21 protein-coding genes are annotated in these 22,541 nt (G+C 66.7%); 17 read left to right on the top strand and 4 right to left on the bottom strand.

Features of this window, described 5'->3' with window-relative positions; all coding sequences use genetic code 11:
* Positions 1-48 precede the first annotated feature (48 nt).
* From AB4Y92_RS12020 to AB4Y92_RS11970, 11 genes are all read left to right on the top strand, one after another.
* Positions 49-1,290, top strand: coding sequence for a cysteine desulfurase (locus AB4Y92_RS12020; RefSeq protein WP_441819848.1), 1,242 nt, complete (start codon positions 49-51; stop codon positions 1,288-1,290).
* Positions 1,287-1,823: a GNAT family N-acetyltransferase gene (locus tag AB4Y92_RS12015; RefSeq protein ID WP_441819847.1), complete on the top strand. Its 537-nt coding sequence runs from the start codon at positions 1,287-1,289 to the stop codon at positions 1,821-1,823. Before AB4Y92_RS12020 ends, AB4Y92_RS12015 begins: the two co-directional genes overlap by 4 nt.
* Positions 1,824-1,947: 124 nt before the next feature.
* Positions 1,948-2,271, top strand: a complete 324-nt coding sequence (locus tag AB4Y92_RS12010; RefSeq protein WP_057942004.1) for a Rieske (2Fe-2S) protein — start codon at positions 1,948-1,950, stop codon at positions 2,269-2,271.
* Positions 2,272-2,657: 386 nt separating this feature from the next.
* On the top strand, positions 2,658-4,958 hold the full coding sequence (locus AB4Y92_RS12005; RefSeq protein ID WP_441819846.1) for a TonB-dependent receptor: 2,301 nt from the start codon (positions 2,658-2,660) through the stop codon (positions 4,956-4,958).
* Between the two features lie 117 nt (positions 4,959-5,075).
* On the top strand, positions 5,076-5,762 hold the full coding sequence (locus AB4Y92_RS12000; RefSeq protein ID WP_057942002.1) for a Fe2+-dependent dioxygenase: 687 nt from the start codon (positions 5,076-5,078) through the stop codon (positions 5,760-5,762).
* A 23-nt stretch (positions 5,763-5,785) separates the two neighbouring features.
* A complete protein-coding gene (locus AB4Y92_RS11995) occupies positions 5,786-6,448 on the top strand; it encodes a PepSY-associated TM helix domain-containing protein (protein ID WP_441819900.1) in 663 nt (220 codons plus the stop codon).
* 31 nt (positions 6,449-6,479) lie between these two features.
* On the top strand, positions 6,480-6,995 hold the full coding sequence (locus tag AB4Y92_RS11990; RefSeq protein WP_441819845.1) for a DUF2271 domain-containing protein: 516 nt from the start codon (positions 6,480-6,482) through the stop codon (positions 6,993-6,995).
* 133 nt (positions 6,996-7,128) lie between these two features.
* A complete protein-coding gene (locus tag AB4Y92_RS11985) occupies positions 7,129-7,938 on the top strand; it encodes a DUF4198 domain-containing protein (protein ID WP_441819844.1) in 810 nt (269 codons plus the stop codon).
* Positions 7,939-7,941: 3 nt separating this feature from the next.
* On the top strand, positions 7,942-8,988 hold the full coding sequence (locus tag AB4Y92_RS11980; RefSeq protein ID WP_441819843.1) for an FAD:protein FMN transferase: 1,047 nt from the start codon (positions 7,942-7,944) through the stop codon (positions 8,986-8,988).
* 65 nt (positions 8,989-9,053) lie between these two features.
* Positions 9,054-10,667: a sulfite reductase subunit alpha gene (locus AB4Y92_RS11975; protein ID WP_441819842.1), complete on the top strand. Its 1,614-nt coding sequence runs from the start codon at positions 9,054-9,056 to the stop codon at positions 10,665-10,667.
* Positions 10,664-10,801 (top strand): DUF6053 domain-containing protein, encoded by a 138-nt coding sequence (locus tag AB4Y92_RS11970; protein ID WP_441819841.1) that lies wholly within the window; start codon positions 10,664-10,666, stop codon positions 10,799-10,801. The genes AB4Y92_RS11975 and AB4Y92_RS11970 overlap by 4 nt, the downstream gene beginning before the upstream one ends.
* Before the next feature lie 45 nt (positions 10,802-10,846).
* Here AB4Y92_RS11970 and AB4Y92_RS11965 read toward each other — a convergent pair whose 3' ends face one another.
* Positions 10,847-11,467 (bottom strand): HutD/Ves family protein, encoded by a 621-nt coding sequence (locus AB4Y92_RS11965; protein ID WP_441819840.1) that lies wholly within the window; start codon positions 11,465-11,467, stop codon positions 10,847-10,849.
* Between the two features lie 356 nt (positions 11,468-11,823).
* Positions 11,824-12,162 (bottom strand): ComEA family DNA-binding protein, encoded by a 339-nt coding sequence (locus tag AB4Y92_RS11960; protein WP_057941997.1) that lies wholly within the window; start codon positions 12,160-12,162, stop codon positions 11,824-11,826.
* 221 nt (positions 12,163-12,383) lie between these two features.
* On the opposite strand from AB4Y92_RS11960, the gene AB4Y92_RS11955 reads away from it, so the two are divergent.
* Positions 12,384-13,877: a M20 family metallopeptidase gene (locus AB4Y92_RS11955; protein WP_441819899.1), complete on the top strand. Its 1,494-nt coding sequence runs from the start codon at positions 12,384-12,386 to the stop codon at positions 13,875-13,877.
* A 303-nt stretch (positions 13,878-14,180) separates the two neighbouring features.
* Positions 14,181-14,426 carry a GlsB/YeaQ/YmgE family stress response membrane protein gene (locus AB4Y92_RS11950; protein ID WP_215058313.1) on the top strand — a complete coding sequence of 82 codons (246 nt, stop codon included), beginning with the start codon at positions 14,181-14,183 and terminating at the stop codon, positions 14,424-14,426.
* Positions 14,427-14,513: 87 nt separating this feature from the next.
* Here AB4Y92_RS11950 and cysN read toward each other — a convergent pair whose 3' ends face one another.
* Complete coding sequence (gene cysN, locus AB4Y92_RS11945; protein WP_441819839.1) at positions 14,514-16,511, bottom strand: sulfate adenylyltransferase subunit CysN; 1,998 nt, start codon at positions 16,509-16,511, stop codon at positions 14,514-14,516.
* Positions 16,511-17,497: a sulfate adenylyltransferase subunit CysD gene (gene cysD / locus AB4Y92_RS11940; protein WP_441819838.1), complete on the bottom strand. Its 987-nt coding sequence runs from the start codon at positions 17,495-17,497 to the stop codon at positions 16,511-16,513. The genes cysN and cysD overlap by 1 nt, the downstream gene beginning before the upstream one ends.
* Before the next feature lie 399 nt (positions 17,498-17,896).
* On the opposite strand from cysD, the gene AB4Y92_RS11935 reads away from it, so the two are divergent.
* Genes AB4Y92_RS11935 through AB4Y92_RS11920 form a run of 4 tightly spaced genes read left to right on the top strand, consistent with a single transcriptional unit; the run spans position 17,897 to position 22,480 of the window.
* Positions 17,897-19,747 (top strand): assimilatory sulfite reductase (NADPH) flavoprotein subunit, encoded by a 1,851-nt coding sequence (locus AB4Y92_RS11935; RefSeq protein WP_441819837.1) that lies wholly within the window; start codon positions 17,897-17,899, stop codon positions 19,745-19,747.
* Positions 19,747-19,995, top strand: coding sequence for a hypothetical protein (locus AB4Y92_RS11930; protein ID WP_441819836.1), 249 nt, complete (start codon positions 19,747-19,749; stop codon positions 19,993-19,995). Before AB4Y92_RS11935 ends, AB4Y92_RS11930 begins: the two co-directional genes overlap by 1 nt.
* The gene (cysI, locus tag AB4Y92_RS11925; protein WP_441819835.1) at positions 19,992-21,731 is read left to right on the top strand and encodes an assimilatory sulfite reductase (NADPH) hemoprotein subunit; all 1,740 of its coding nucleotides are present in this window, start codon (positions 19,992-19,994) and stop codon (positions 21,729-21,731) included. The genes AB4Y92_RS11930 and cysI overlap by 4 nt, the downstream gene beginning before the upstream one ends.
* Positions 21,728-22,480, top strand: coding sequence for a phosphoadenylyl-sulfate reductase (locus AB4Y92_RS11920; RefSeq protein ID WP_441819834.1), 753 nt, complete (start codon positions 21,728-21,730; stop codon positions 22,478-22,480). Before cysI ends, AB4Y92_RS11920 begins: the two co-directional genes overlap by 4 nt.
* Positions 22,481-22,541: the final 61 nt, after the last annotated feature.

Raw genomic sequence — 22,541 nt, 5'->3', positions numbered from 1 at the left:
CTCCGCGCTCATCCCCCCGACCCCAGGCGACTACGAGGCCACCACTTGATGAACGCCGCCCACCCCGCTTCCGCCGCCATCGATTGGGCCGCCGTGCGCGCCGATTTCCCGGTGCTCACGCGCGAAGTCCACGGCAAGCCGCTGATCTATTTCGACTCGGCCAACACCGGGCAGAAACCCAACGCGGTGATCGATGCGGTGGACGATTTCTATCGCCACCACAACGCCAACGTCAGCCGCGCCGTGCATACGCTGGGCACCGAGGCGACCGAGACCTACGAAGGCGCGCGCAGCAAGCTCGCGCGTTTCCTCAACGTGCGCGTGGACGAGTTGGTGCTGTGCAGCGGCACGACCTTCGCCATCAACCTGGTCGCCTATTCGTGGGCGCTGCCGCGATTGAAGGCCGGCGATGCGATCGTGCTCACGCGCATGGAGCACCACGCCAACATCGTGCCCTGGCAACTGGTCGCGCAGCGCACGGGCGCTACGATCAAGGTCGCGGAGATCGACGAACGCGGCGCTTTGAATCTGGATCAGCTGTACTCGCTCCTCACTCCCGAAGTGAAGCTGCTGGCCTTGACCCACGTCTCGAACGTGCTCGGCACCGTCAACCCGGTGCGCGAGATCTGCCGCGAAACGCGCAAGCGCGGCATCGCCACGTTGATCGACGGCTCGCAGGCCGCGCCGCACCGGCCGCTGGACATCGCCGCGATCGGCTGCGATTTCTACGCGATCACCGGCCACAAGATGAGCGGCCCGACCGGTACCGGCGCGCTGTGGGCGCGACGCGAACACCTCGAAGCGATGCCGCCGTTCATCGGCGGCGGCGAGATGATCAAGGAAGTGCGGTTCGAAGGCACGGTGTTCGCCGACGGCCCGCGCCGGTTCGAGGCCGGCACACCGAACATCGCCGGTTTCGCCGGGCTCGGCGCGGCGGTGGATTATCTGTCGGCGCTGGGCATGGCCAATATCGACGCGCGCGAACAAGCTCTGCTGTCGCGTTTCACCCAGGCGCTGCGCGAGGTTCCCGGACTGCGCATTTTCGGCGAGGCACCGGAAAAGGCCGCGGTGGTCAGCTTTTTGATCGAAGGCGCGCATGCGCACGATCTGGCCACCCTGCTCGATCTGGAAGGCGTGGCGATCCGTTCCGGCCATCACTGCGCGCATCCGCTGATGCAACACTTCGGCGTGCCGGCGACCTGCCGCGCATCGCTGGCTTACTACAACACGTTCGAAGAAATCGACGCCTTCGTGGCGGCGCTGAACAAGGTCCGCAAGCTGCTCGCATGAACCAAGACGCCCTGACTTTCCGCGCCGCCGCCGCGGCCGATATCGATGCGATCGTCGCCCTGGCCGAGTCGGCCTACCGCGGCGACTCCGGCCGCCGCGGCTGGACCACCGAATCCGATCTGCTCGGCGGCCGCCGCACCGGGCCGGACGAAATCGAAGACTTCCTGAGCAAGCCGCGCAGCATGGTCCTGCTCGGCGAACTCGGCGATCCGCCCGCCTTGGCCGCCTGCGCCCACATCGCGGCGCACGACGAGGTCGGCTATCTCGGCCTGTTCACGGTCGATCCGACCCTGCAGGGCGCCGGCATCGGCAAGCGCGTATTGGAGGAGGCCGAACGCATCGTGCGCGACGACTGGCGCTTGTCCACCATCGAGATGACGGTGATCAACGTGCGCGAGGAACTGATCCAGTACTACCTGCGCCGCGGCTTCAGGCGCACCGGCAAGTTCCTGCCGTTCCCGTACGGCGATGCCCGCTTCGGCCTGCCCAAGCGCGACGATCTGAGCTTCGAAGTGCTGGAAAAGACCCTCTGAGCCGCTGACGCGGGCCGCCGCCGGGCCACTGCGGATTGCGCGACGCGACCGGCGCCGCTGTTACCGCCGCCGCCGAGCTTTTAAACTAGCGCCATCGCACCGCCAGCCACGGGAACAGCACGTCATGGGCGATTGGATTTTCGTCTGCGCCACCTCGCAATTGTTGCCGGGCGAGTCCACCGTCGCCTGGGACGGCGACACCGCGATCTTCGTCTGCAATTACGACGGCGATTACTACGCGCTGGAAGATCGCTGCTCGCACGAGGATTTCGAACTGTCCTCGGGCACCTTCGACGGCGAACAGGCCAGTATCGAATGCGTGCTGCACGGCGCGCGCTTCGATGTCCGCGACGGCCGGCCGCTGTGTCCGCCGGCGTATGAGCCGGTGGCGAAGTTTCCGGTCAAGGTCGAGGACGGCGGGGTGTGGACCCGCGACGATCGCGAGTAAGCGCGGCTGGCGGCACCAGTTCGAGGCTGCGCGAAGCTTCGGAATTTCTTGTAGGAGGGGCGTCAGCCCCGATGCTTTTTTCTCAGATCGCTGCATCGCTTCGATCTGCCTGGAAAGCACTCCCACCGCGCGGCGATCCGAGAGAAAGGCATCGGGGCTGAAGCCCCTCTACAAAAGACCTCTCTTTTCGTGGGCCTGCCCCTTCGCAGCCCAAAAACGCGACCGGCCGCCCACTCAGCGGCCCGTTTACGCACATCCATGCGACGAAAACGGTTACAGCCGGCGCTCCGCGTTCACTTTTCGTTGCAAATGAGAATTCATCTCATTAAGATCGCGGCCTGACGCCGCCTTGCGGCCGCCTATTCCCCGCACTCCCAGAGATTCTCATGCCGACCACGAAGTTCGTCGTGTCGCCGCTTGCCGGCGCGCTCGCTCTAGCCATCAGCCTGCCCGTGTTCGCCGCGCCCGCGCCCGAGCCGCAGGCCAAGGACGTCGAAGGCGTCGCCGTGCATGGCCATCGCGTGCAGAAGGCCAGCAGCGGCAAGTACACCGCGAACCTGCGCGACACGCCGCAGACGATCACCGTGATCGACCGCAACACCATCGACGGCCAGAACCTGCTGTCGCTGACCGACATCCTCAGCACCCTGCCCGGCATCACCTTCGGCGCCGGCGAAGGCGGCGGCGGTTTCGGCGACAAGATCAACCTGCGCGGCTTCAACGCCGACAGCGACATCACCGTCGACGGCGTGCGCGACAGCGGTCTGTACAGCCGCACCGATCCGTTCAACCTGGAATCGGTGGAAGTCATCAACGGCGCGAACTCGGTCTACTCCGGCGCCGGCTCGGTCGGCGGCACCATCAATCTGGTGACCAAGAGCGCCGGCCTCAACGAGTTCCACAAGGCCTCCATCGCCGCCGGCACCGACAGCTACGCGCGCATGACCACCGACAGCAACTTCGTGCTCGGCGAAAGCACCGCGCTGCGCCTGAACACGATGGCGCACCAGAACGACGTGCCGGGCCGCGATGTCGAAAGCAATGAGCGCTGGGGCGTGGCCGCCTCGCTGGCCTTCGGCCTGGGCGGCGACACCACCTGGACCTTGAACTACCTGCACCAGGAAGACGACAACACCCCGCAATACGGCCTGCCGTTCTTCAACGGCGACGGCCTGCCGGGCGTGGATCGCGGCAACTACTACGGCTACAGCAACATCGACAAGCAGGACATCGATCTGAACTCGCTGACCTCGACCATCGAGCATTCCTTCAACGATGGCTTCAAGGTCCGCAACCTGACGCGTTGGCAGCAGGTCGATCAGTTCTCGCTGGTCGATGCCGTGCAGGGCACCTGGTGCCTGGCCAACAACCTCACTCCGACCGGCACCACCTGCGGCACGACGCGCCCGGGTAACTACACCCCGAGCGGCCCGCGCGGTTACGGCCGCGACACGCGCAACACCACGATCTACAACCAGACCGATCTGACCGCCACCTTCAACACCGGCGCGATCGAACACAATCTGGTCGCGGGCTTCTCGATCCTGCACGAGAAGTTCGACCTCGACGTCACCAGCGATTTCCGCAATCCCAACGGCACCAACCCGTACATCAACGGGCTGCCGCAGACGAGCATCGCCAATCCGGACCACATCTATCGCGGCCCGCTCAACCGCACCCTCACCGGCCGCACCGAGGGCGAACTGGACAACCGCGCGCTGTACGTGTTCGACACGCTGAAGTTCAACGAGCAATGGCAGTTGAGCCTGGGCGCGCGCTACGAGCGCAACGAAGGCAAGACCAACAACGCCGTCGTCGTGCTGGCCCCGACCACGGTCGGCGGCGCGCTGCCGCCGCAGCCGATCGGCACCGTCACCGGTTATGGCGTGCCGTTCAAGAGCAACGACGACCTGTTCTCTTACCGCGCCGGTCTGGTGTTCAAGCCGGTCGAGAACGGCAGCATCTACATCGCCTACGGCAACTCGAAGACGCCGTCGAAGGCCTCGGTCAACGGCTCGTGCACCGCGCAGACCTGCTCGGTCGATCCGGAAACCGCGGTCAACTACGAAATCGGCACCAAGTGGGACTTCCTCGACGGCCGCCTGGCGCTGACCGGTTCGGTGTTCCGCAACGATCGCAAGAACTACAAGGTCGCCGACCTCGACAACCCGGCCAACCTGTCCGGCCTGCAGCAGCTCGACGGCCAGGCGCGCGTGGACGGCGTGATGCTGGGCTTGTCCGGCCTGATCACCGACCAGTGGGCGGTCTACGCCAATTACGCCTTCCTCGACAGCGAAGTGCTGCAGGGCGTGTCCGACCGTCAGGCCGGCCTGGGCCTGGACTACACCAAGGGCGATCGCCTGACCTCGGTGCCGGAGCATTCCTTCAGCCTGTGGACCACCTACGACCTCAGCCCGAAGTGGCAGATCGGTTATGGCGCGACCTACCAGGGCAAGATCTGGCTGACCCAGCACAGCGCGACCAACGTCAACGGCCCGCTGACCACCTACGGCAGCTACTGGACCCACCGCGCGATGGTCGCCTACAAGATCAACCGCTCGGCGCAGTTGCAGCTCAACGTCAACAACCTGACCGACGAGGATTATTTCACCCGTATCCGCAACAACGGTTGGGCGACGCCGGGCGACGGCCGCCAGGTGGTGCTGAGCGCCAATTTCGCGTTCTAAGCAGTGCCGGGCGCGACGGGCAGCTGGCACGCCGCGCCGACTTCACGTTCTAATCGGACTTCCATAGTCCGCGCGCGCCGCCCGGGTCCGTCCCGGGCGGCCGCATCGAGGAAACCCATGCTGCTGCACGTCCCCAAGGTACTCACCGCCGAACAGCTCGCCCATTGCCGGGCGCGTCTGGATCAGGCCGGCTGGGCCGATGGACGCATCACCGCCGGCCATCAGTCGGCCAAGGCCAAGGACAACGCGCAACTGCCGGAGAACGATCCGGTCGCGCGCGAGCTGGGCCCGCTGATTCTCGAGGCGCTGTCGAAGAATCCGACCTTCTTCTCCGCGGCGCTGCCGCAGCGCGTGTATCCGCCGCTGTTCAATCGCTACGCCGGCGGCCAGTCGTTCGGCTTTCACGTCGATAACGCGATCCGCTACGACCGCAGCCGCGGCGGCATGGACGCGGTGCGCACCGATCTGTCGGCGACCTTGTTCCTGAGCGCGCCGGAGGAATACGACGGCGGCGAACTGATCATCGAAGACACCTACGGCACCCACAGCGTCAAGCTCGCCGCCGGCGATCTGGTTCTGTATCCGGGCACCAGCCTGCACCGGGTCACGCCGGTCACCCGCGGCGCGCGCATCGCCTCGTTCTTCTGGATCCAGAGCCTGGTCAGCGAAGACGCGCAGCGCCGGCTGATGTTCGAACTGGATGTGTCGATCCGCCGCCTGACCGCCGACGTGCCCGATCATCCTTCGCTGGTGCAGCTCACCGGCGTCTATCACAACCTGCTGCGGCGCTGGAGCCAGCCGTGAATGCGGCCAGTGGCGATCGCGCGATCGACGCCGGCTCGGTTAAAGCCGGACCGGTTAAGGCCACTTCGGGGACGGTCGATGCTAATCGTCGTTCCTTTTGGCTCAAGACCCTGCACCGCTGGCACTGGATCAGCGCCGCGGTCAGCCTGATCGCGCTGCTGCTGTTCTCGATCACCGGCATCACCTTGAACCACGCCGCGCAGATCGAATCCGAGCCGCGCGTGGTCAACCTCAAGGAAACCCTGCCCGCCAGCCTGTTGCGCGGCCTCAAGGGCGAACACCCCGCCGACGCGCCGCTGCCGGGCGCTGTCAACGATTGGCTCAACGATGCGTTGGATGTACGCGCCGCCGGTCGCAAGGGCGAATGGTCCGACAGCGACGTCTACGTTTCGCTGCCGCGTCCGGGCGGCGACGCCTGGATCAGCATCGACCGCGAGAGCGGCGCGATCGAGTACGAACGCACCGACCGCGGCTGGATCGCCTGGCTCAACGATCTGCACAAGGGCCGCAATACCGGCGCGGCGTGGCGCTGGTTCATCGATCTGTTCGCCATCGCCTGCCTGCTGTTCGCCTTCACCGGCCTGTGGCTGCTGCAACTGCACGCGCGCCAGCGCGGCAAGACCTGGCCGCTGGTCGCGCTGGGCCTGGCGGTGCCGCTGCTGGTCATCATCGTCTTCATGCATTGAACAAACGTCTTTAGCCCTCCAGGAGCGATCCATGAAATTGTCGTCGTTCAAGGTTCTGATCCCCGCGCTGGCGCTGCCGCTGCCCGCGTTCGCGGCCGATCTGGAACTCAATATCGAGATTCCGCGGATCAACGCCGCCGAGTACCACCGCCCCTATGTCGCCGCGTGGATCGAAAAATCCGACAACACCGTCGCCAGCGATCTGGCGGTCTGGTACGACCTGGACAAGAAGAACGGCGAAGGCACCAAGTGGCTCAAGGACATGCGCCAGTGGTGGCGCCGCAGCGGCCGCACGTTGAGCATGCCGGTCGATGGCGTCAGCGGCGCGACCCGTCCGGTCGGCGCGCACGCCTTGTCGTTCAAGGGCAACAGCAAGCAGCTCAGCAGTCTGGCGCCGGGCAACTACACCTTGGTGGTGGAAGCCGCGCGCGAAGTCGGCGGCCGCGAGATGCTGACGATTCCGTTCGAGTGGTCCGGCAAGGCGCAGAACCTTTCCGCTCAGGGCAAGACCGAGCTGGGGAAGGTCAAGGTGGTGGTGAAGCCTTGAGGGCCGGGAATCGGGAATGGGGAATCGGGAATCGCAAAAAGCGATGTTTCCGATCTCATCCATTCACCGACGCCCACATGCCTTTGCTCTAACGATTCCCGATTCCCTATTCCCCATTCCCGGACCCATCGCCATGAATCTCAAACTTCTAGTCGCCGCAACAATCGCCACATTCGCTCTCGCCGGCACCGCGCAAGCGCACAAGGCCTGGCTGCAGCCGTCGCAGACCGTGTTCTCCGACAAGGGCTCGTGGATGACGGTCGATGCGGCCGTGTCCAACGACCTGTTCTACTTCAATCACGTGCCGCTGCCGCTGGAACGCCTGCAAGTCACCGCGCCCGACGGCAGCAAGGTCGAGCCGCAGAACGGCGCCACCGGCAAGCTGCGCACCGTGTTCGATCTGCAACTGCAGCAGGAAGGCACCTACAAGATCGCGATGAACAACGAAGGCATGTTCGCCAGCTACAAGCTCGGCGGCGAAGCCAAGCGCTGGCGCGGCAAGGTCAGCGAGTTCAAGACCGCGATTCCGGCCGGCGCCACCGAGATCAGCGCCTCGGAAAGCCTGGGCCGGGTGGAAACCTTCGCCACCGTCGGCAAGCCCAGCACCGGCGTGTTCAAGACCAGCGGCAAGGGCATCGAGCTGGTTCCGGTGACCCATCCCAACGATTTGTTCGCCGGTGAAGCGGCGACCTTCCAGTTGCTGCTCGACGGCAAGCCGGCTTCGGGCCTGAAGATCGAGATCGTGCCGGGCGCGACCCGCTACCGCGATCAGCAGAGCGAGATCCACGCCACCACCGGCGCCGACGGCAAGTTCGAAGTGAAGTGGCCGCAAGCCGGCATGTACTGGCTGGAAACCACCAGCGAAGACAACAAGACCAGCCTGCCGGACGCGAAGCAGCGCCGTCTGAGCTATGTCGCCGTGGTCGAAGTGCTGCCGCAGTAAGCGATGACCCAGCGCGTACCGCCAGCGATGGGGTCGTGGACGGGCGCGCCGAGCGCGCCCGCCGCCTGGTCGCGGCCGGACAGCATCGCTACGGCTGCACCGGACTTGCACACGCTGCGCGGCCTGACGATGGGCACCAGCTGGTCGGTCAAGCTGATCGCCGCCGCTTCGCAGCTGCAACGGCTCGAACGCGGTATCCAGGCGCGTCTGGATGAAGTCGTCGCGCAGATGAGTACCTGGCAGGCCGACTCCGACATCAGCCGTTACAACCGCGCGCCAGCCGGCAGCGTGCATGCGTTGCCGGTCGAATTCGCCGACGTGCTGGCCGCGGCGCTCGCGCTCGCGGCCGATACCGACGGCGCCTACGATCCGAGCATCGGGCCGTTGACCGATCTATGGGGCTTCGGCCCGGCTGGCGCTTGCGCGCACACGCCGGCGGCGCAAACGCAAACGCTTGCGCAGGCGCGCGAGCGGGTCGACTGGCGGCGCCTTCGCTTCGACGCCGCGCAGCGGACTTTGCTGCAACCCGGCGGCGCGTATCTCGACTTGTCCTCGATCGCGAAGGGCTACGGCGTCGATCGCGTCGCCGATTGGTTGCTGGCGCAGGATGTCGCCGATTGCCTGATCGAAGTCGGCGGCGAACTGCGCGCACACGGGCGCAAACCCGATGGCTCGCAGTGGCGGGTCGCGGTCGAGCAACCCGGTGGCGGCGATGACGAAGCCGCGGCGGTGATCGCGCTCGACGGCTTGGCGATCGCGACCTCGGGCGATTACCGCCGCTATTTCGACGCAGGCGAACGCCGCTATTCGCATACGCTCGACCCGCGCAGCGGCGCACCGATCGACAACGCCGTCGCGTCGGTGACGGTGTTGCACCGGCACTGCATGCAGGCCGACGCGCTGGCGACCGCGCTGACCGTGCTCGGCGCGCACGCCGGCATCGCCTACGCCAACCGCCACAACCTCGCCGCGCTGTTCGTGTTGCGCGAAGGCGACGGCTTCGTCACCCGCACCACGCCGGGCTTCGTCGCCTGTCAGCGCGCCGTATGAATTCACTGCCCACTTCCGAGCCGCCCGCACCGAAGGCGTCCGCATCCCGGTCGCGCGGTTTCGACTTGTCAGCGATCGGCCATGCCGTGATCCTCACCGCGCTGGCGGCGTTGGCGATCGCCCTGTCGCAGTGGCAGGCCGAGCCCTGGAACTGGATCGCACCCGGACGCGGGCGCCTGTGGGCCGCGGCGGCGCTGCTCGCCGCTTACGCCGGCTTCGTGATCAACGTGGCGGTGTCGCGTGCGCGCAGCGCGCGCACGCAGGCCTTGCCGCAACTCGCGCAGGATCAGCGCGGCGATTGGTTGGTCGCGTTCGCCAGCCAGACCGGTTTCGCGGAACAACTGGCGCGGCGCAGTTGCGACGCGCTGCGGGACGCCGGATTGCGCGCCGATCTGGCCGTGCTCGGCAATCTCGACGCGCGCCAGCTCGGCCACTACTCGCGCGTGCTGTTCGTGGTCAGCACCACCGGCGAGGGCGATGCGCCCGACAGCGCCGCGGCTTTCGTGCGCCGGGTGATGGGCAACGGCGCGTCGCTGACCGGGCTGGGCTACGGCGTGCTCGCGCTGGGCGATCGCGACTACAACGAATACTGCGCGTTCGGCCATCGCCTCGATCATTGGCTGCGCCACGCCGGCGCGCAGCCGCTGTTCGATCTGGTCGAAGTCGATAACGGCGAAGCCGGCGCGCTGCGCCATTGGCAACATCACCTGGGCCTGCTCGCCGGACGCACCGACCTGCCCGACTGGAGCGCGCCCGCGTACGCGCCGTGGCGTTTGCGCGAGCGGCGCGTGTCCAATCCGGGCAGCGCCGGCGCGCCGGCGTTCCATATCGAACTGGTGCCGGCCGATGCCGCGCTGTTGCAATGGGACGCGGGCGATATCGCCGAGATCGGGCCGCGCAATGGCGCCGATGATATTGCGCTGTGGCTGGCGGCCGCGGCGGTGGACGGCTCGACGCATGTGCGTCGCGACGACGTCGATCTCACTCTGGCCGAGCTGCTGTCGCGTTCGCACCTGCCCGATCCGGCTACGCTGCGCGGGCAAAGCGCGCAGGCGATCGCCGCCACGCTGGCGCCGTTGCCGCATCGCGAATATTCGATCGCCTCGATCGCCGCGGAAGGTTCGCTGCGGCTATTGGTCCGACAGATGCGCCGCGACGACGGCAGCCTGGGCGTGGGCAGCGGCTGGCTGAGCGAGTACGCGCCGCTGGATTCGTCGATCGACCTTCGCATCCGCAGCAATGCCTCCTTCCACGCGCCGGACGATGCGCGGCCGATGATCCTGATCGGCAACGGCACCGGCCTGGCGGGCCTGCGCGCCTTGCTCAAGACGCGCATCGCCGCGGGCCGTCATCGCAACTGGCTGTTGTTCGGCGAACGCAACGCCGCCTGCGATCTGCACTATCGCGATGAACTCGAAGCCTGGCTGGCGCAGGGTTCGATCGAGCGCGCCGACTATGCGTTCTCGCGCGACGGACGCTCGCGCGTCTATGTTCAACAGTTGCTGCGCGAGCAGGTCGATGAGGTGCGCGCGTGGATCGGCGCGGGTGCGTCGGTTTATGTCTGCGGCAGTCTGGAAGGGATGGCGCCGGGGGTGGAGGCGGCGCTGGTGGAGGCCGTGGGCGTGGACGCCTTGGAAACGATGGCGGCTGAGGGCCGTTATCGGCGCGATGTTTATTGAGGTTGGGGTGCGGGGTTGCGGCGAGCGGATCGGAAAGCATCGGGGCTGAAGCCCCTCCCACAAAAGACTTCGTAGGCTCGAAGCATGTTGTGGGAGGGGCTTCAGCCCCGATGCTTTCGGTTCAGTGCCGATGATCTTGCGGCACAAAGAACAAGACGCGATCCCAGCGCCTGGTTAACTCACTCGACAGCAGCCACGCGCACCAGCAGCACTTCGCCGCCGCCTTCGAGCACATGCCGCAGCCGCTCGCTGCCGGCGGCGAGGATCGCGGTGTCGCCGGCGTGCAGCGGCGGCAGACCCGAGTCGTCGGTAAATCGCGCCTGCCCGGCGAGCAGATGCACGGCCCAGCTGTGGCGCGGTTCGGCGAAGATCACCATCGGCCCCACCAACGGCCGGTGCCACAGTTCGGCGCGGACGCGGTCGCGGCGCCACATCAGGTTGAAGTCGTGGGTCGGGCCGTCGAGCAGTTCGCCGAGCACTTCGCGCTCGCCGGGAAAGCGCAGCTTGTCGTGCGGCGGCAGCAGTTCGTGGGCTTCGCCGTCGTTGAAGCGCAGGCGCAGGCCGTTGCCGCTGAGCAGCACCAGTTCGCGATCGATGCCGGGGAAGGCCGAAAACGGCGCGTCGCGCTCGATTTCGGCGATCGACAGGCGCCAGTCCCAATCCTCGCCTTCGGCCGGGCGATCGGCGCCGCCGGGCTGGCGGCGCATGCGCACGATCTCGCGGGTCCAACCGAACTGATTGCGCCAGCGTTCGCGGCGGTACTCGTTGGCGGGGATGGACCAGGACAGGCTGTCGGACATGGCGGTGGGAGGCTGCGGGCTAACGCGCAGTCTAGGGGCTGGATGGGGTCTGGCCCAGGTGGGGTTGGAGGAGCAAGAGCAAATCCCCCCCTGCCCCCCTTTTTCAAAGGGGGGAAACTTCGGGGTGGTTCTCGGAGGGATGGGGGGATTGCGGCTTCGGCCGCCGGGGCCGTCGATTCCCGATTCCCGATTCCCGAATCCCGAATCCCAAATCCCAAAAAAGGATGTGCCCCACCGCGGATCCTTCCGCGGCGGGGCGACGTACTTCCGTGTCCAGGGACCTCCCCCCGAATCCTTCGGGCATCCTTGCCCGATTAACTACCGACTCCGCATCCGTACGGTGCCGGCAGGTTGTTTCAGCGCTTGCTGGCGGCGCGCGGTGCTGCGATCGCGCCGGCGGTGTTGGTCGGCCGGCCTTGCGGCGCGCCACCCACCACGATTCGGTCCCGGTTCTTTTCGACCGTCTTCAGACCGATTCCCTTGACCAAGGCCAGCTGTTCGACGCTGCGGAAGGCTCCGTTGGCCTTGCGGTAAGCGACGATGGCTTCAGCCTTGGACGCTCCGACGTTAAGCAGCACGCGATCCAGCGTGGCAGCGTCGGCGCTGTTGATATTGACCTGCTCCGAGGCGTAGGCGCTGCCAGCCAGCAGCAACGACAGAACCAGCGACTTGGCGATGAGGGCAAACGATTTCATGACTTTAGCTCCTGAGATTGGATTCCTTTCCGATCCGGCGGACGTACATCCCTGAGTCCTTGTGTCCGCCGGTGGAGACAGTGTCCATGTCTCGATGGGCACAGGTTATCGCCAGGCAGGCCTGCGCGAAGTCGGGCGGAGCCGCAGCGCAGGGTAGGAAAAGTCCTACACGCTCCCGGAGGGGTAAACTGGCGTCTTTCCCAGCTTCGAAGGCCCCGATGATGGACGCCAGCAAGGTCGATCGTTACGTAAGCGACAAGTGGGACGACGAAATCGTCCCGCAATTGGTCGAATACATCCGCATTCCCAACAAGTCGCCGATGTTCGACGCCGACTGGGTCCAGCACGGCTACATGGACGATGCGGTCAAGCTGATGGAGTCCTGGGCCAGGTCCCAGTCGATCCCCGGCATGCAGGTCGAGGTGGTGCGCCTGGAAGGCCGCACGCCGTTGATCTTCCTCGACATTCCGGCCGCTCACGGCGGCAGTAACGAAGATTGCGTGCTGCTCTACGGCCACCTGGACAAGCAGCCGGAGATGACCGGCTGGGACGACGACCTGGGCCCATGGAAGCCGGTGATCAAGGGCGACAAGCTCTACGGCCGCGGCGGCGCCGACGACGGCTACGCGATCTTCGGCTCGCTGGCCGCGATCCTGGCCCTGCAGGAACAGCAGATCCCGCACTCGCGCTGCGTGATCCTGATCGAGGCCTGCGAGGAATCGGGCAGCTACGACCTGCCGGCCTATGTCGATCACCTCGCCGAGCGGATCGGCCAGCCCTCGCTGGTGGTGTGCCTGGATTCGGGCTGCGGCAATTACGAGCAGCTGTGGTGCACGACCTCGCTGCGCGGCCTGGCCGGTGGCAATTTCACCGTCAAAGTGCTCAGCGAAGGCGTGCACTCGGGCGACGCGTCGGGCATCGTGCCGTCGAGTTTCCGCCTGCTGCGCCAGTTGCTCTCGCGCCTTGAGGACGAAACCAGCGGCAAGATCCTGATCGAAGGCCTGTACGTGGACGTGCCGGAAGAACGCCTGGAGCAAGCGCGCCAAGCCGCCAAGGTGCTGGGCACGGCGATCTACGACAAGTTCCCGTTCCTGCCCGGCATGAAGCCGATGGCCGAGGATCTGTCGGAACTGGTGCTCAACCGCACCTGGCGTCCAGCGCTGTCGGTCACCGGCGTGGACGGCATGCCGTCGCTGGCTTCGGCCGGCAACGTGTTGCGCCCGCACACCTCGGTGAAGCTGTCGCTGCGCCTGCCGCCGACCCTGGACGGCAAGCGCGCCGGCGAACTGCTCAAGGAAGTGCTGCTGCGCGATCCGCCCAACGGCGCGCAGGTCACGCTGGAACTGGAGAAGTCCTCCAGCGGTTGGAACGCGCCGGCGATGTCGTCGTGGCTATCCAAGGCCATCGACACCTCCAGCCGCGATTTCTTCGGCCAGCCGGCGATGTACATGGGCGAAGGCGGCTCGATTCCGTTCATGGGCATGCTCGGCGAGAAATTCCCCGGCGCGCAGTTCATGATCACCGGCGTGCTGGGTCCGCATTCCAACGCGCACGGCCCGAACGAGTTCCTGCACATCCCGATGGGCAAGCGCGTGACCGCGTGCGTGGCGCGCGTGGTCGCCGAGCATCACGAAGCCAGCCAGCGCGGCGAGACCACCGGCGTCGCGGTCGCGGCCGACAGCGGCGATCGTCACGGCGATCACGGCTGCTGCTGAGCCGCTGATCTTCGCTGCGGCAAAAAGGCGGGCCCTCATTGGGTTCGCCTTTTTTATTTCGCGATGCCGTTGCGCGCTCAGGGCCGCGGATTGCCCTAGTGCGATCCGACGCACGCCGCGCGCGCGGCCGCCGGAACCGATACGTCGCCGCCACCGGCACGCGAGCGACTTCGAAGCGCCTTTCGCACCGCGGCGAACTGGCTTAACCGCGGGACAACCCAAACCGCCGCCCTCACACGGCAGCGACGGCGCCGGTCACATGATCCTGCCGCATTCCCACCTATCCTCCTGAGGAGGCAAGCCATGTTCGGCGGCATTATTTCCACGATCATCATCGGCGCAGTCATCGGCATCCTCGCGCGCTTCTTCAAGCCCGGCGCGGACCCGATGGGCTGGATCCTGACCATCCTGCTCGGCATCGCCGGCGCCTATGTCGGCAGCCTGTTCTATGCCGGCGGCGGCTTCATCGGCATCATCATCTCGGTGGTGTGCGCGGTGGTGCTGTTGTTCCTGTACGAGATGATTCGCAGCAAGACCGCGAAGGGCTGACGCCCGAGCGCAGCGCTGCGAACGAAAACGCCCCGGTTTCGGCCGGGGCGTTTTTTTTGCGCGGTCGGTCGATGCTGGGCGAAGCCGTCAGTCCCGCAGGTAATCCACCACCCGCTGCGCCAGCGCCTGCGCATCTTCTTCCAGGGTGTCGAGCCGCAGCTCCGGCGACTCGGGCGCCTCGTATGGCGAATCGATGCCGGTGAAGTTCGGAATCTTGCCGGCGCGCGCCTTCGCGTACAGGCCTTTGACGTCGCGCCGCTCGGCTTCGCCCAAGGGCGTGTCGACAAATACTTCCACGAACTCGCTCTCGCCGAACAACTCGCGCGCCAGCCGGCGCTCGGCGCGGAACGGCGAAATGAAGCTGACCAGTACGATCAGGCCGGCGTCGGTCATCAACTTGGCGACTTCGGCGACACGGCGGATATTCTCGACCCGATCGGCGTCGGTGAAACCCAAATCCTTGTTGAGCCCATGGCGCACGTTGTCGCCGTCGAGAATGAAGGTGTGGTGGCCCAGCGCGTGCAATTGCTTATCGACCAGGTTGGCGATGGTCGATTTGCCCGAACCCGACAGACCGGTGAACCACACGCAGCGCGGCGTCTGCCGCTTGCTGCGCGAGCGCGCGGCCTTGTCGACATCGACCGGCTGCCAGTGGATGTTCTCCGCGCGGCGCAGGGCGAAGTCGAGCGTACCGGCGGCGACGGTGGCGTTGGTCTGGCGATCGATCAGCACGAAACCGCCGAGGCCGCGATTATCGCGATAGGCCTCAAACGCGATCGGCTGATCCAGGCTGAGATTGCAGTAGGCGACTTCGTTGAGCTCCAACTGCCGCGCCGCCAGCTGCGCCTGGGTGTTGACGTCGATCTTGTGCTTGATCTCGGTGATGCTGACCGCGACCGTGCGGGTGCCGATCTTCAGCCAGTACGAACGGCTCGGCAGCAGCGGCTTGGCGTCCATCCACAGCAGATGCGCGGCGAACTGATCGGCCACCTGCGCCGGCTGCGCCGCGCTGGCGATCACGTCGCCGCGGCTGATATCGAGCTCATCCGCCAGCGTCAGCGTGACCGCCTGCCCGGCGAAGGCCTGGGCCAGATCGCCGTCGGCGGTGACGATGCGCTGCACGCGCGAGCGGCGCCCCGACGGCAACGCGACGATTTCGTCGCCCGGCCGCACGGAACCGGCGGTGATGGTGCCGGCGAAGCCGCGGAAATCCTGATGCGGACGGTTGACCCATTGCACCGGCAGGCGCAGGCCGATCTCGGCCGCGCGGTGCGAGACATCGACCGTTTCCAGGTGTTCGAGCACGCTCGGCCCGGTGTACCAGGGCGTGGACGCGGACGCGGTGGTGAGGTTGTCGCCGTTGAGCGCCGACAGCGGCACCGCGTGTACGTTCTCGATGCCGAGCTTGGCCGCGAGTTCGCGGTATTCGCCGACGATGCGGTCGAACACCTCCTGATCGAAATCGACCAGATCCATCTTGTTCACAGCCAGCAGCACGTGGCGGATGCCCAGCAGCGAGACGATATAGCTGTGGCGGCGCGTCTGCGTCAGCAGGCCCTTGCGCGCATCGACCAGCACCACCGCCAGATCGGCGGTGGACGCGCCGGTGGCCATGTTGCGGGTGTACTGCTCATGGCCCGGGCAGTCGGCGACGATGAACTTGCGCTGGTCGGTGCCGAAATAACGGTAGGCGACATCGATGGTGATGCCCTGCTCGCGTTCGGCGGCCAGGCCATCGACCAGCAAGGCGTAATCGACCTCGCCGTTGCGAGTGCCGTGACGGCGGCTGTCGGCGTCGAGCGCGGCCAACTGGTCTTCGAACAGGCGCTGGGTGTCGTGCAGCAGGCGGCCGATCAGCGTGCTCTTGCCGTCGTCCACGCTGCCGCAGGTGATGAAGCGCAGCAGGCTCTTGCGTTCGTGCTGTTGCAGGTAGGCGGCGATGGCGTCCCCAGTGGAATTGGGGATTCGCGATTCGGGATTGGCGAACGCCAACACGCTCGCCTCCGCCTTGTCCGTCGAACCCTCGGCCGCCACGCCGCGCGCTTGCGCGAATTCCGAATCGCGAATTTCCAGTCCCGGCTTCATCAGAAATAGCCCTCCTGCTTCTTGCGCTCCATCGAGGCGGACGGATCGTGATCGATCATCCGGCCCTGGCGTTCGGAGGTGGTGGCGATCAGCATCTCGGCGATGATTTTTTCCAGCGTGTCGGCTTCGGACTCGATCGCGCCGGTCAGCGGATAGCAGCCCAGGGTGCGGAAACGCACCTTGCGCGTCTGCGGCGTTTCGCCGTCGCGCAGCGGCAGGCGCTCGTCATCGACCAGGATCAGGCTGCCCTCGCGCTCCACCACTGGGCGCGGCGCGGCGAAGTACAGCGACGGCACCGGGATGCGTTCGCGGTAGATGTACAGCCACACGTCCAGCTCGGTCCAGTTGGAGATGGGAAACACGCGCACGCTTTCGCCGCTGTGGATGCGGGTGTTGTACAGATTCCACAGCTCCGGGCGCTGATTCTTCGGGTCCCAGCGATGCTGCGGATTGCGGAACGAGAAGATGCGCTCCTTGGCCCGCGATTTTTCTTCGTCGCGGCGGGCGCCGCCGATGGCGGCATCGAACTTGTTCCAGTCCAGCGCCTGCTTGAGGCCCTGGGTCTTCATCACGTCGGTATGCACCGCCGCGCCGTGGCTGACCGGGCCGATGCCCTGGGCCAGACCGTCGGGATTGATATGCACGCGCAGGTCCACGCCGGTTTCGCGCGCGCGCTGGTCGCGGAAGGAAATCATTTCGCCGAACTTCCAGCCGGTGTCCACGTGCAGCAGCGGAATCGGCGGACGCGCCGGATAAAAGGCCTTGAGCAGCAGATGCAGCAGCACCGAACTGTCCTTGCCGACCGAGTACAGCATCACCGGATTGCGGAACTCGGCGGCGACCTCGCGCAGGATGTGGATGCTCTCGGCTTCCAGCTTGTCCAGATGACTCAGCGCATGCGGCGCCAGCTGCGCTCCGCCATGCGCTGGCGCCTGCACGGCGGCGGAGGGGTCGAACAGGACACTCAGATCGGGTGACGCACTCATCTCAGGCGGACTCGCAAGCAAAGCCGCGTTCCAGGATCGGCCGGGCGACGCGGCGGCGCCTGGCCTGTAGCGGTGATTCCGGTTCCCGGGACGTCGTCGGGGATTGCCCGCCGCGCCCATCGAACCAACCGAAGTAACAAAACACAAGGTCAATGCCGCCCCCGAAGCCCGGCCCCACCACCCACCGGCCCCACCCGAACCGCGCACCCGACCCGTCTGCAGCCGCTCCGAACCCGGGCCCAAACCCGGTCTCAGCGACCGCTTCGACAGGGCCCATTAGAAATCCCCCCGGATTCGGGGAGAAATGAGCGCAGGTCATGAACGCATAACCGAGCATCCTTTCCGGACGGGGGTTTCAGGCTCGTAGCCTGCAGTCTCCCAAGCCAGACGCCGACCGCCGTGCCCGCCGCCGCCACCACGATCGCCCCCGCTGTGCTCGCCACTCCGCTGCCCGCGGACCGGCTCGATTCGCTCGCCCGTCTCACCGACGGCCTGGACAGCAACAGTCTGTGGTGGCTGTCCGGCTACGCCGCCGGGCTGGCCCGCTCCGGCGCCGGCACGCTCGCCACCGTGGTCGCGGCGGCCCTGCCGGAAGCCAGGAGCAGCGAGCGCCTGACCATCGTTTACGGCAGCCAGACCGGCAATGCCAAGCGATTGGCCGAGCAGCTCGCAGGTCAAGCCGAAGCCGCCGGACTGGGCGTGCGTCTGATCCGCGCCGACGCCTACCCGACCCGCGAACTCAAGAACGAACGCCTGCTCTACATCGTCATCAGCACCCAGGGCGACGGCGATCCGCCGGACGACGCGCGCGGTCTGGTCGAATTCGTAGCCGGCAAGCGCGCGCCCGAGCTCAAGAACCTCAGCTACGCCGTGCTGGGCCTGGGCGATTCCAGCTACCCGCAGTTCTGCGCGATCGGCAGCAAGCTCGACACGCGCCTGGCCGAACTGGGCGCCACGCGCCTGTTCGCGCGCGGCGAAGCCGATCTGGATTTCGAAACCGTCTCCACGCCGTGGCTGCAGCAGGCGCTGACCCAGGCGAAGGAAACCCTGAAGCCGGCGGCCGCGCACCTAGCCACGGTGACGCCGCTGCGTCCGCTGCCGGCGGCGCCGGCGTTCCATCGCGACGCGCCGTTCGCGGCCGAGCTGATCGCCAACCGCCATCTGATCGCGCGCGGCACCAGCGCGCGCGGCGCGTACAGCGCCGACAAGGACATCCGCCATATCGAGCTGTCGCTGGAAGGCTCCGGCCTGCACTACCAGCCCGGCGACGCGCTCGGCCTGTGGCCGCGCAATCCGCCCGAGCTGGTGCAGGCGGTGCTGGAAACGCTGGAACTCGATGGCGACGCCTCGGTCAGCCACGGCGGCCACAACCTGCCGCTGCGGCAGTGGCTGGGCGAAAAGCGCGAACTCACCAAGCTGGCGCGGCCGTTCATCGCCAGCCACGCCGCGCACGCGCGCAGCGACGAACTCAACCGTCTGCTCGCGCCCGACAACGCCGCGCAATTGGCCGATCTGCTGTCGCGCACGCAGGTGATCGACCTGCTGCAACGCTACGACGGCCAGTGGTCGGCCGAGGAACTGGTCGCCGCGCTGCGTCCGCTGACGCCGCGGCTATATTCGATCGCTTCCAGCCAGAAGGCGGTCGGCGAAGAAGCGCACTTGACCGTCGCCCATCTGCAATACGAAAGCGAGCACGGCCCGCGCTGGGGCGCGGCCTCGCATCTGCTGGCGGTAGCCGAGGAAGGCGAGCGCCTGCCGGTGTTCATCGAACACAACGAGCGTTTCCGCCTGCCTGCCGACGGCAATCGCGACATCGTCATGATCGGCCCGGGCACCGGCGTCGCGCCGTTCCGCGGCTTCGTCCAGGACCGCGCCGCCGACGGCGCCGGCGGCCGCAACTGGCTGCTGTTCGGCAACCCGCATTTCCGCACCGATTTCCTCTACCAGACCGAATGGCAGGCGGCGCTGAAGTCGGGCCAGTTGCATCGGCTCGATCTGGCCTTCTCGCGCGATCAGGCGCGCAAGGTCTACGTGCAGCACCGCCTGCGCGAACACGGCCGCGACCTGTACGACTGGTTGCAGGGCGGCGCGCACCTGTACGTGTGCGGCGACGCCACGCGCATGGCCCGCGACGTGCACGCCGCGTTGCTGGCCGTCATCGCCGAGCACGGCGGCAAGAGCGCGGACGCCGCCGAAGAGTATCTGAACGAGTTGCAGCAACAGGGCCGTTACGCCCGGGACGTTTATTGATGTACGCGCAGCGCCTGTATTTCCTCGAACGCCATTTCATCGAATCGGGCCGCGCGTCGCAGGTCGCCGCGCCGCCGTTGATGTCTACTGACCATCACGCAGTGCAAGTTGCCCCGGCAGTCCGGATGGAACGCGGACAAGTTTCCGCCGCCGCGAGCGAGCGCGTCGCCAAGAGCGCGCCGCCGCGAGCGGGCCGCGTTCTGTTCGGGCTGCATCCGCTGCGCTCGCGCGCCGGAGCTGCGGCATGAGCGCGCATTCGGTCGAGGACATCAAACAGTCCAGCGCGCGTCTGCGCGGCACCTTGCTGGAAAGTCTGGCCAACCCGGTCACCGGCGCGCTGAACGACGACGACCAGACCCTGATCAAATACCACGGCAGCTATCAGCAGGACGATCGCGACGTGCGCGAGGAGCGCCGCCAGGCGCTGCTGGAGCCGGCCTACAGCTTCATGATCCGTACCCGCACGCCCGGCGGCGTGGTTTCGCCCGAGCAGTGGCTCAAGCTCGACGGCATCGCCACCCGCTACGCCGAGCGCGGCCTGCGCGTCACCACCCGCCAGGCCTTCCAGTTCCACGGCGTGATCAAGACCGAGCTCAAGCCGACCATGCAGGCGATCAACGCCACGCTGATCGACACCCTGGCCGCCTGCGGCGACGTCAACCGCAATGTCGCGGTCGCCGCCAATCCGCAGCTGTCGGCCTCGCACGCGGCGGTGTTCGCCCAGGCCGCGGCGTTGTCGGAACATCTGCTGCCCAACACCCGCGCCTACTACGAAATCTGGCTGGACGAAGAACGCATCGCCGGCAGCGGCAGCGAGGACGAGCCGATCTACGGCAAGGCCTACCTGCCGCGCAAGTTCAAGATCGGCTTCGCGATTCCGCCGTACAACGATGTCGATGTGTTCGCGCAGGACCTGGGCTACATCGCGATCATCGAAGACGGGGAGCTGCTCGGCTACAACGTCACCGTCGGCGGCGGCATGGGCGCGACCCATGGCGACGCCGAAACCTACCCGCGCGTGGCCGACGTGATCGGTTTCGTCGCGCCGGATCAGGTCATCGCGGTGGGCGAAGCGGTGGTGACCGCGCAGCGCGATTTCGGCAATCGCGAAGTGCGCAAGCGCGCGCGCCTGAAGTACACCATCGACGATCGCGGGCTGGACTGGTTCAAATCGGAAGTCGAACGCCGCGCCGGATTCTCTCTCCAGCCGGCACGGCCGTTCGCCTTCCGCCATAACGGTGACCGCTTCGGCTGGGTCGAAGGCGACGACGGCCGCGCGCATCTGACCTTGCGCATTCCGGCCGGGCGTATCGTCGACGGCGCGCTCGACGGCCTGGGCGCGGCGGTCACGCATCTGAGCGGCCTGCGCGAGATCGCGCAACTGCTCAGCGGCCGCGACGGTGCCGAATTCCGCATGACACCGAATCAGAATCTGGTGATCGCTGGCGTGCCCGCGGACTTGCGCACGCAAGTCGATGCGCTGGTCGCCCGGCACGGCCTGGATGGCTATGTCCAGGCCAGCCCGGTGCGCCGCAATGCCCTGGCCTGCGTCGCGCTGCCGACCTGCAGCCTGGCGATGGCCGAGGCCGAACGTTATCTGCCCGATTTCGTCGGTGAAGTCGAAAAGCTGCTGGCGCGCCATGCGATTCCCGATGCCGCGATCAATCTGCGCATCAGCGGCTGCCCCAACGGTTGCTCGCGCCCGTACCTGGGCGAGATCGCCCTGGTCGGCAAGGCGCCCGGCCGCTACAACCTGATGCTGGGCGCCGATCATCGCGGCCAGCGCTTGAACACGCTGTACCGCGAGAACATCGCCGAACCCGACATCCTCGCCGCGCTCGATCCCTTGTTCGCCGGTTATGCGAGCGCGCGCATCGACGACGAAGGCTTCGGCGATTACCTGGTCCGCAGTGAAGTCGTATCCGTCCCCTATCCCACTCCCACCGGCATTCCGGTCGTTCTGGTTACCGAGGCCCACGCATGAGCGCACCCACCGACCCTGTCACCGCCGCCGAATCCCCGCGCGCGCTGGCCGAACTCAACGCCTGGCTGGGCACCCAGTCGGCGCAGCAGCGCGTCGCCTGGGCGCTGGAAAACACCGCGGGCGAACACGCACTGTCGTCGAGCTTCGGCGCGCAGTCGGCGGTGTCGCTGCACATGGTGACCGCGCAGGCGCCGAAGATTCCCGTGATCGTGGTCGATACCGGTTATCTGTTTCCGGAGACCTATCGCTTCATCGATGAGCTCGGCGAGCGCCTCGACCTCAATCTGAAGGTGTATCGCCCGCAGATGGGCGTGGCGTGGATGGAAGCGCGGTTCGGCCGTTTGTGGGAACAGGGCGTGGAAGGCATCGAGCGCTACAATCGCCTGCGCAAGGTCGAGCCGATGCAGCGCGCCTTGAACGAACTGGGCGTGCGCACCTGGATCGCCGGCCTGCGCCGCAGCCAGTCGGGCAGCCGCGCCAACATCGATTTCGTGCAGTTGAAGGACGGCCGCTGGAAGCTGCATCCGCTGGCGGATTGGACCGATCGCGATATCTGGCAGTACCTGCAGACTCACGATCTGCCTTACCACCCGCTGTGGCACGACGGTTATGTGTCGATCGGCGACATCCACACCACGCGGCGGTTGGAGCCGGGTATGCGCGAGGAGGACACGCGCTTCTTCGGGCTTAAGCGCGAATGCGGGCTGCACTTCGATAGTGAGCCGGTGGCGGAAGATAAGGCTGCTTGATCTTTTGCTGGGGTGTCGTTGCTGGACATAAGAGCAAATCCCCCTCAATCCCCCTTTTTCA

This window comes from Lysobacter sp. TAB13 (assembly GCF_052113885.1).
Lineage (GTDB): Bacteria > Pseudomonadota > Gammaproteobacteria > Xanthomonadales > Xanthomonadaceae > Lysobacter > Lysobacter gummosus.
Note: the sequence above shows the minus strand (reverse complement) of the source record. Positions and strands in the feature narration are given on the sequence as shown.

What these genes read in the sequence shown, in the direction of transcription:
- AB4Y92_RS11960 (WP_057941997.1), bottom strand. Translation starts at nt 12,162, where the DNA reads ATGAAATCGTTTGCCCTCATCGCCAAGTCGCTGGTTCTGTCGTTGCTG.
- AB4Y92_RS11985 (WP_441819844.1), top strand. Translation starts at nt 7,129, where the DNA reads ATGAATCTCAAACTTCTAGTCGCCGCAACAATCGCCACATTCGCTCTC.
- AB4Y92_RS11990 (WP_441819845.1), top strand. Translation starts at nt 6,480, where the DNA reads ATGAAATTGTCGTCGTTCAAGGTTCTGATCCCCGCGCTGGCGCTGCCG.
- AB4Y92_RS12010 (WP_057942004.1), top strand. Translation starts at nt 1,948, where the DNA reads ATGGGCGATTGGATTTTCGTCTGCGCCACCTCGCAATTGTTGCCGGGC.
- cysD (WP_441819838.1), bottom strand. Translation starts at nt 17,497, where the DNA reads ATGAGTGCGTCACCCGATCTGAGTGTCCTGTTCGACCCCTCCGCCGCC.
- AB4Y92_RS12015 (WP_441819847.1), top strand. Translation starts at nt 1,287, where the DNA reads ATGAACCAAGACGCCCTGACTTTCCGCGCCGCCGCCGCGGCCGATATC.
- AB4Y92_RS12000 (WP_057942002.1), top strand. Translation starts at nt 5,076, where the DNA reads ATGCTGCTGCACGTCCCCAAGGTACTCACCGCCGAACAGCTCGCCCAT.
- AB4Y92_RS12020 (WP_441819848.1), top strand. Translation starts at nt 49, where the DNA reads ATGAACGCCGCCCACCCCGCTTCCGCCGCCATCGATTGGGCCGCCGTG.
- cysI (WP_441819835.1), top strand. Translation starts at nt 19,992, where the DNA reads ATGAGCGCGCATTCGGTCGAGGACATCAAACAGTCCAGCGCGCGTCTG.
- AB4Y92_RS11950 (WP_215058313.1), top strand. Translation starts at nt 14,181, where the DNA reads ATGTTCGGCGGCATTATTTCCACGATCATCATCGGCGCAGTCATCGGC.
- AB4Y92_RS11955 (WP_441819899.1), top strand. Translation starts at nt 12,384, where the DNA reads ATGGACGCCAGCAAGGTCGATCGTTACGTAAGCGACAAGTGGGACGAC.
- AB4Y92_RS11965 (WP_441819840.1), bottom strand. Translation starts at nt 11,467, where the DNA reads ATGTCCGACAGCCTGTCCTGGTCCATCCCCGCCAACGAGTACCGCCGC.
- cysN (WP_441819839.1), bottom strand. Translation starts at nt 16,511, where the DNA reads ATGAAGCCGGGACTGGAAATTCGCGATTCGGAATTCGCGCAAGCGCGC.
- AB4Y92_RS12005 (WP_441819846.1), top strand. Translation starts at nt 2,658, where the DNA reads ATGCCGACCACGAAGTTCGTCGTGTCGCCGCTTGCCGGCGCGCTCGCT.
- AB4Y92_RS11980 (WP_441819843.1), top strand. Translation starts at nt 7,942, where the DNA reads ATGACCCAGCGCGTACCGCCAGCGATGGGGTCGTGGACGGGCGCGCCG.
- AB4Y92_RS11920 (WP_441819834.1), top strand. Translation starts at nt 21,728, where the DNA reads ATGAGCGCACCCACCGACCCTGTCACCGCCGCCGAATCCCCGCGCGCG.
- AB4Y92_RS11930 (WP_441819836.1), top strand. Translation starts at nt 19,747, where the DNA reads ATGTACGCGCAGCGCCTGTATTTCCTCGAACGCCATTTCATCGAATCG.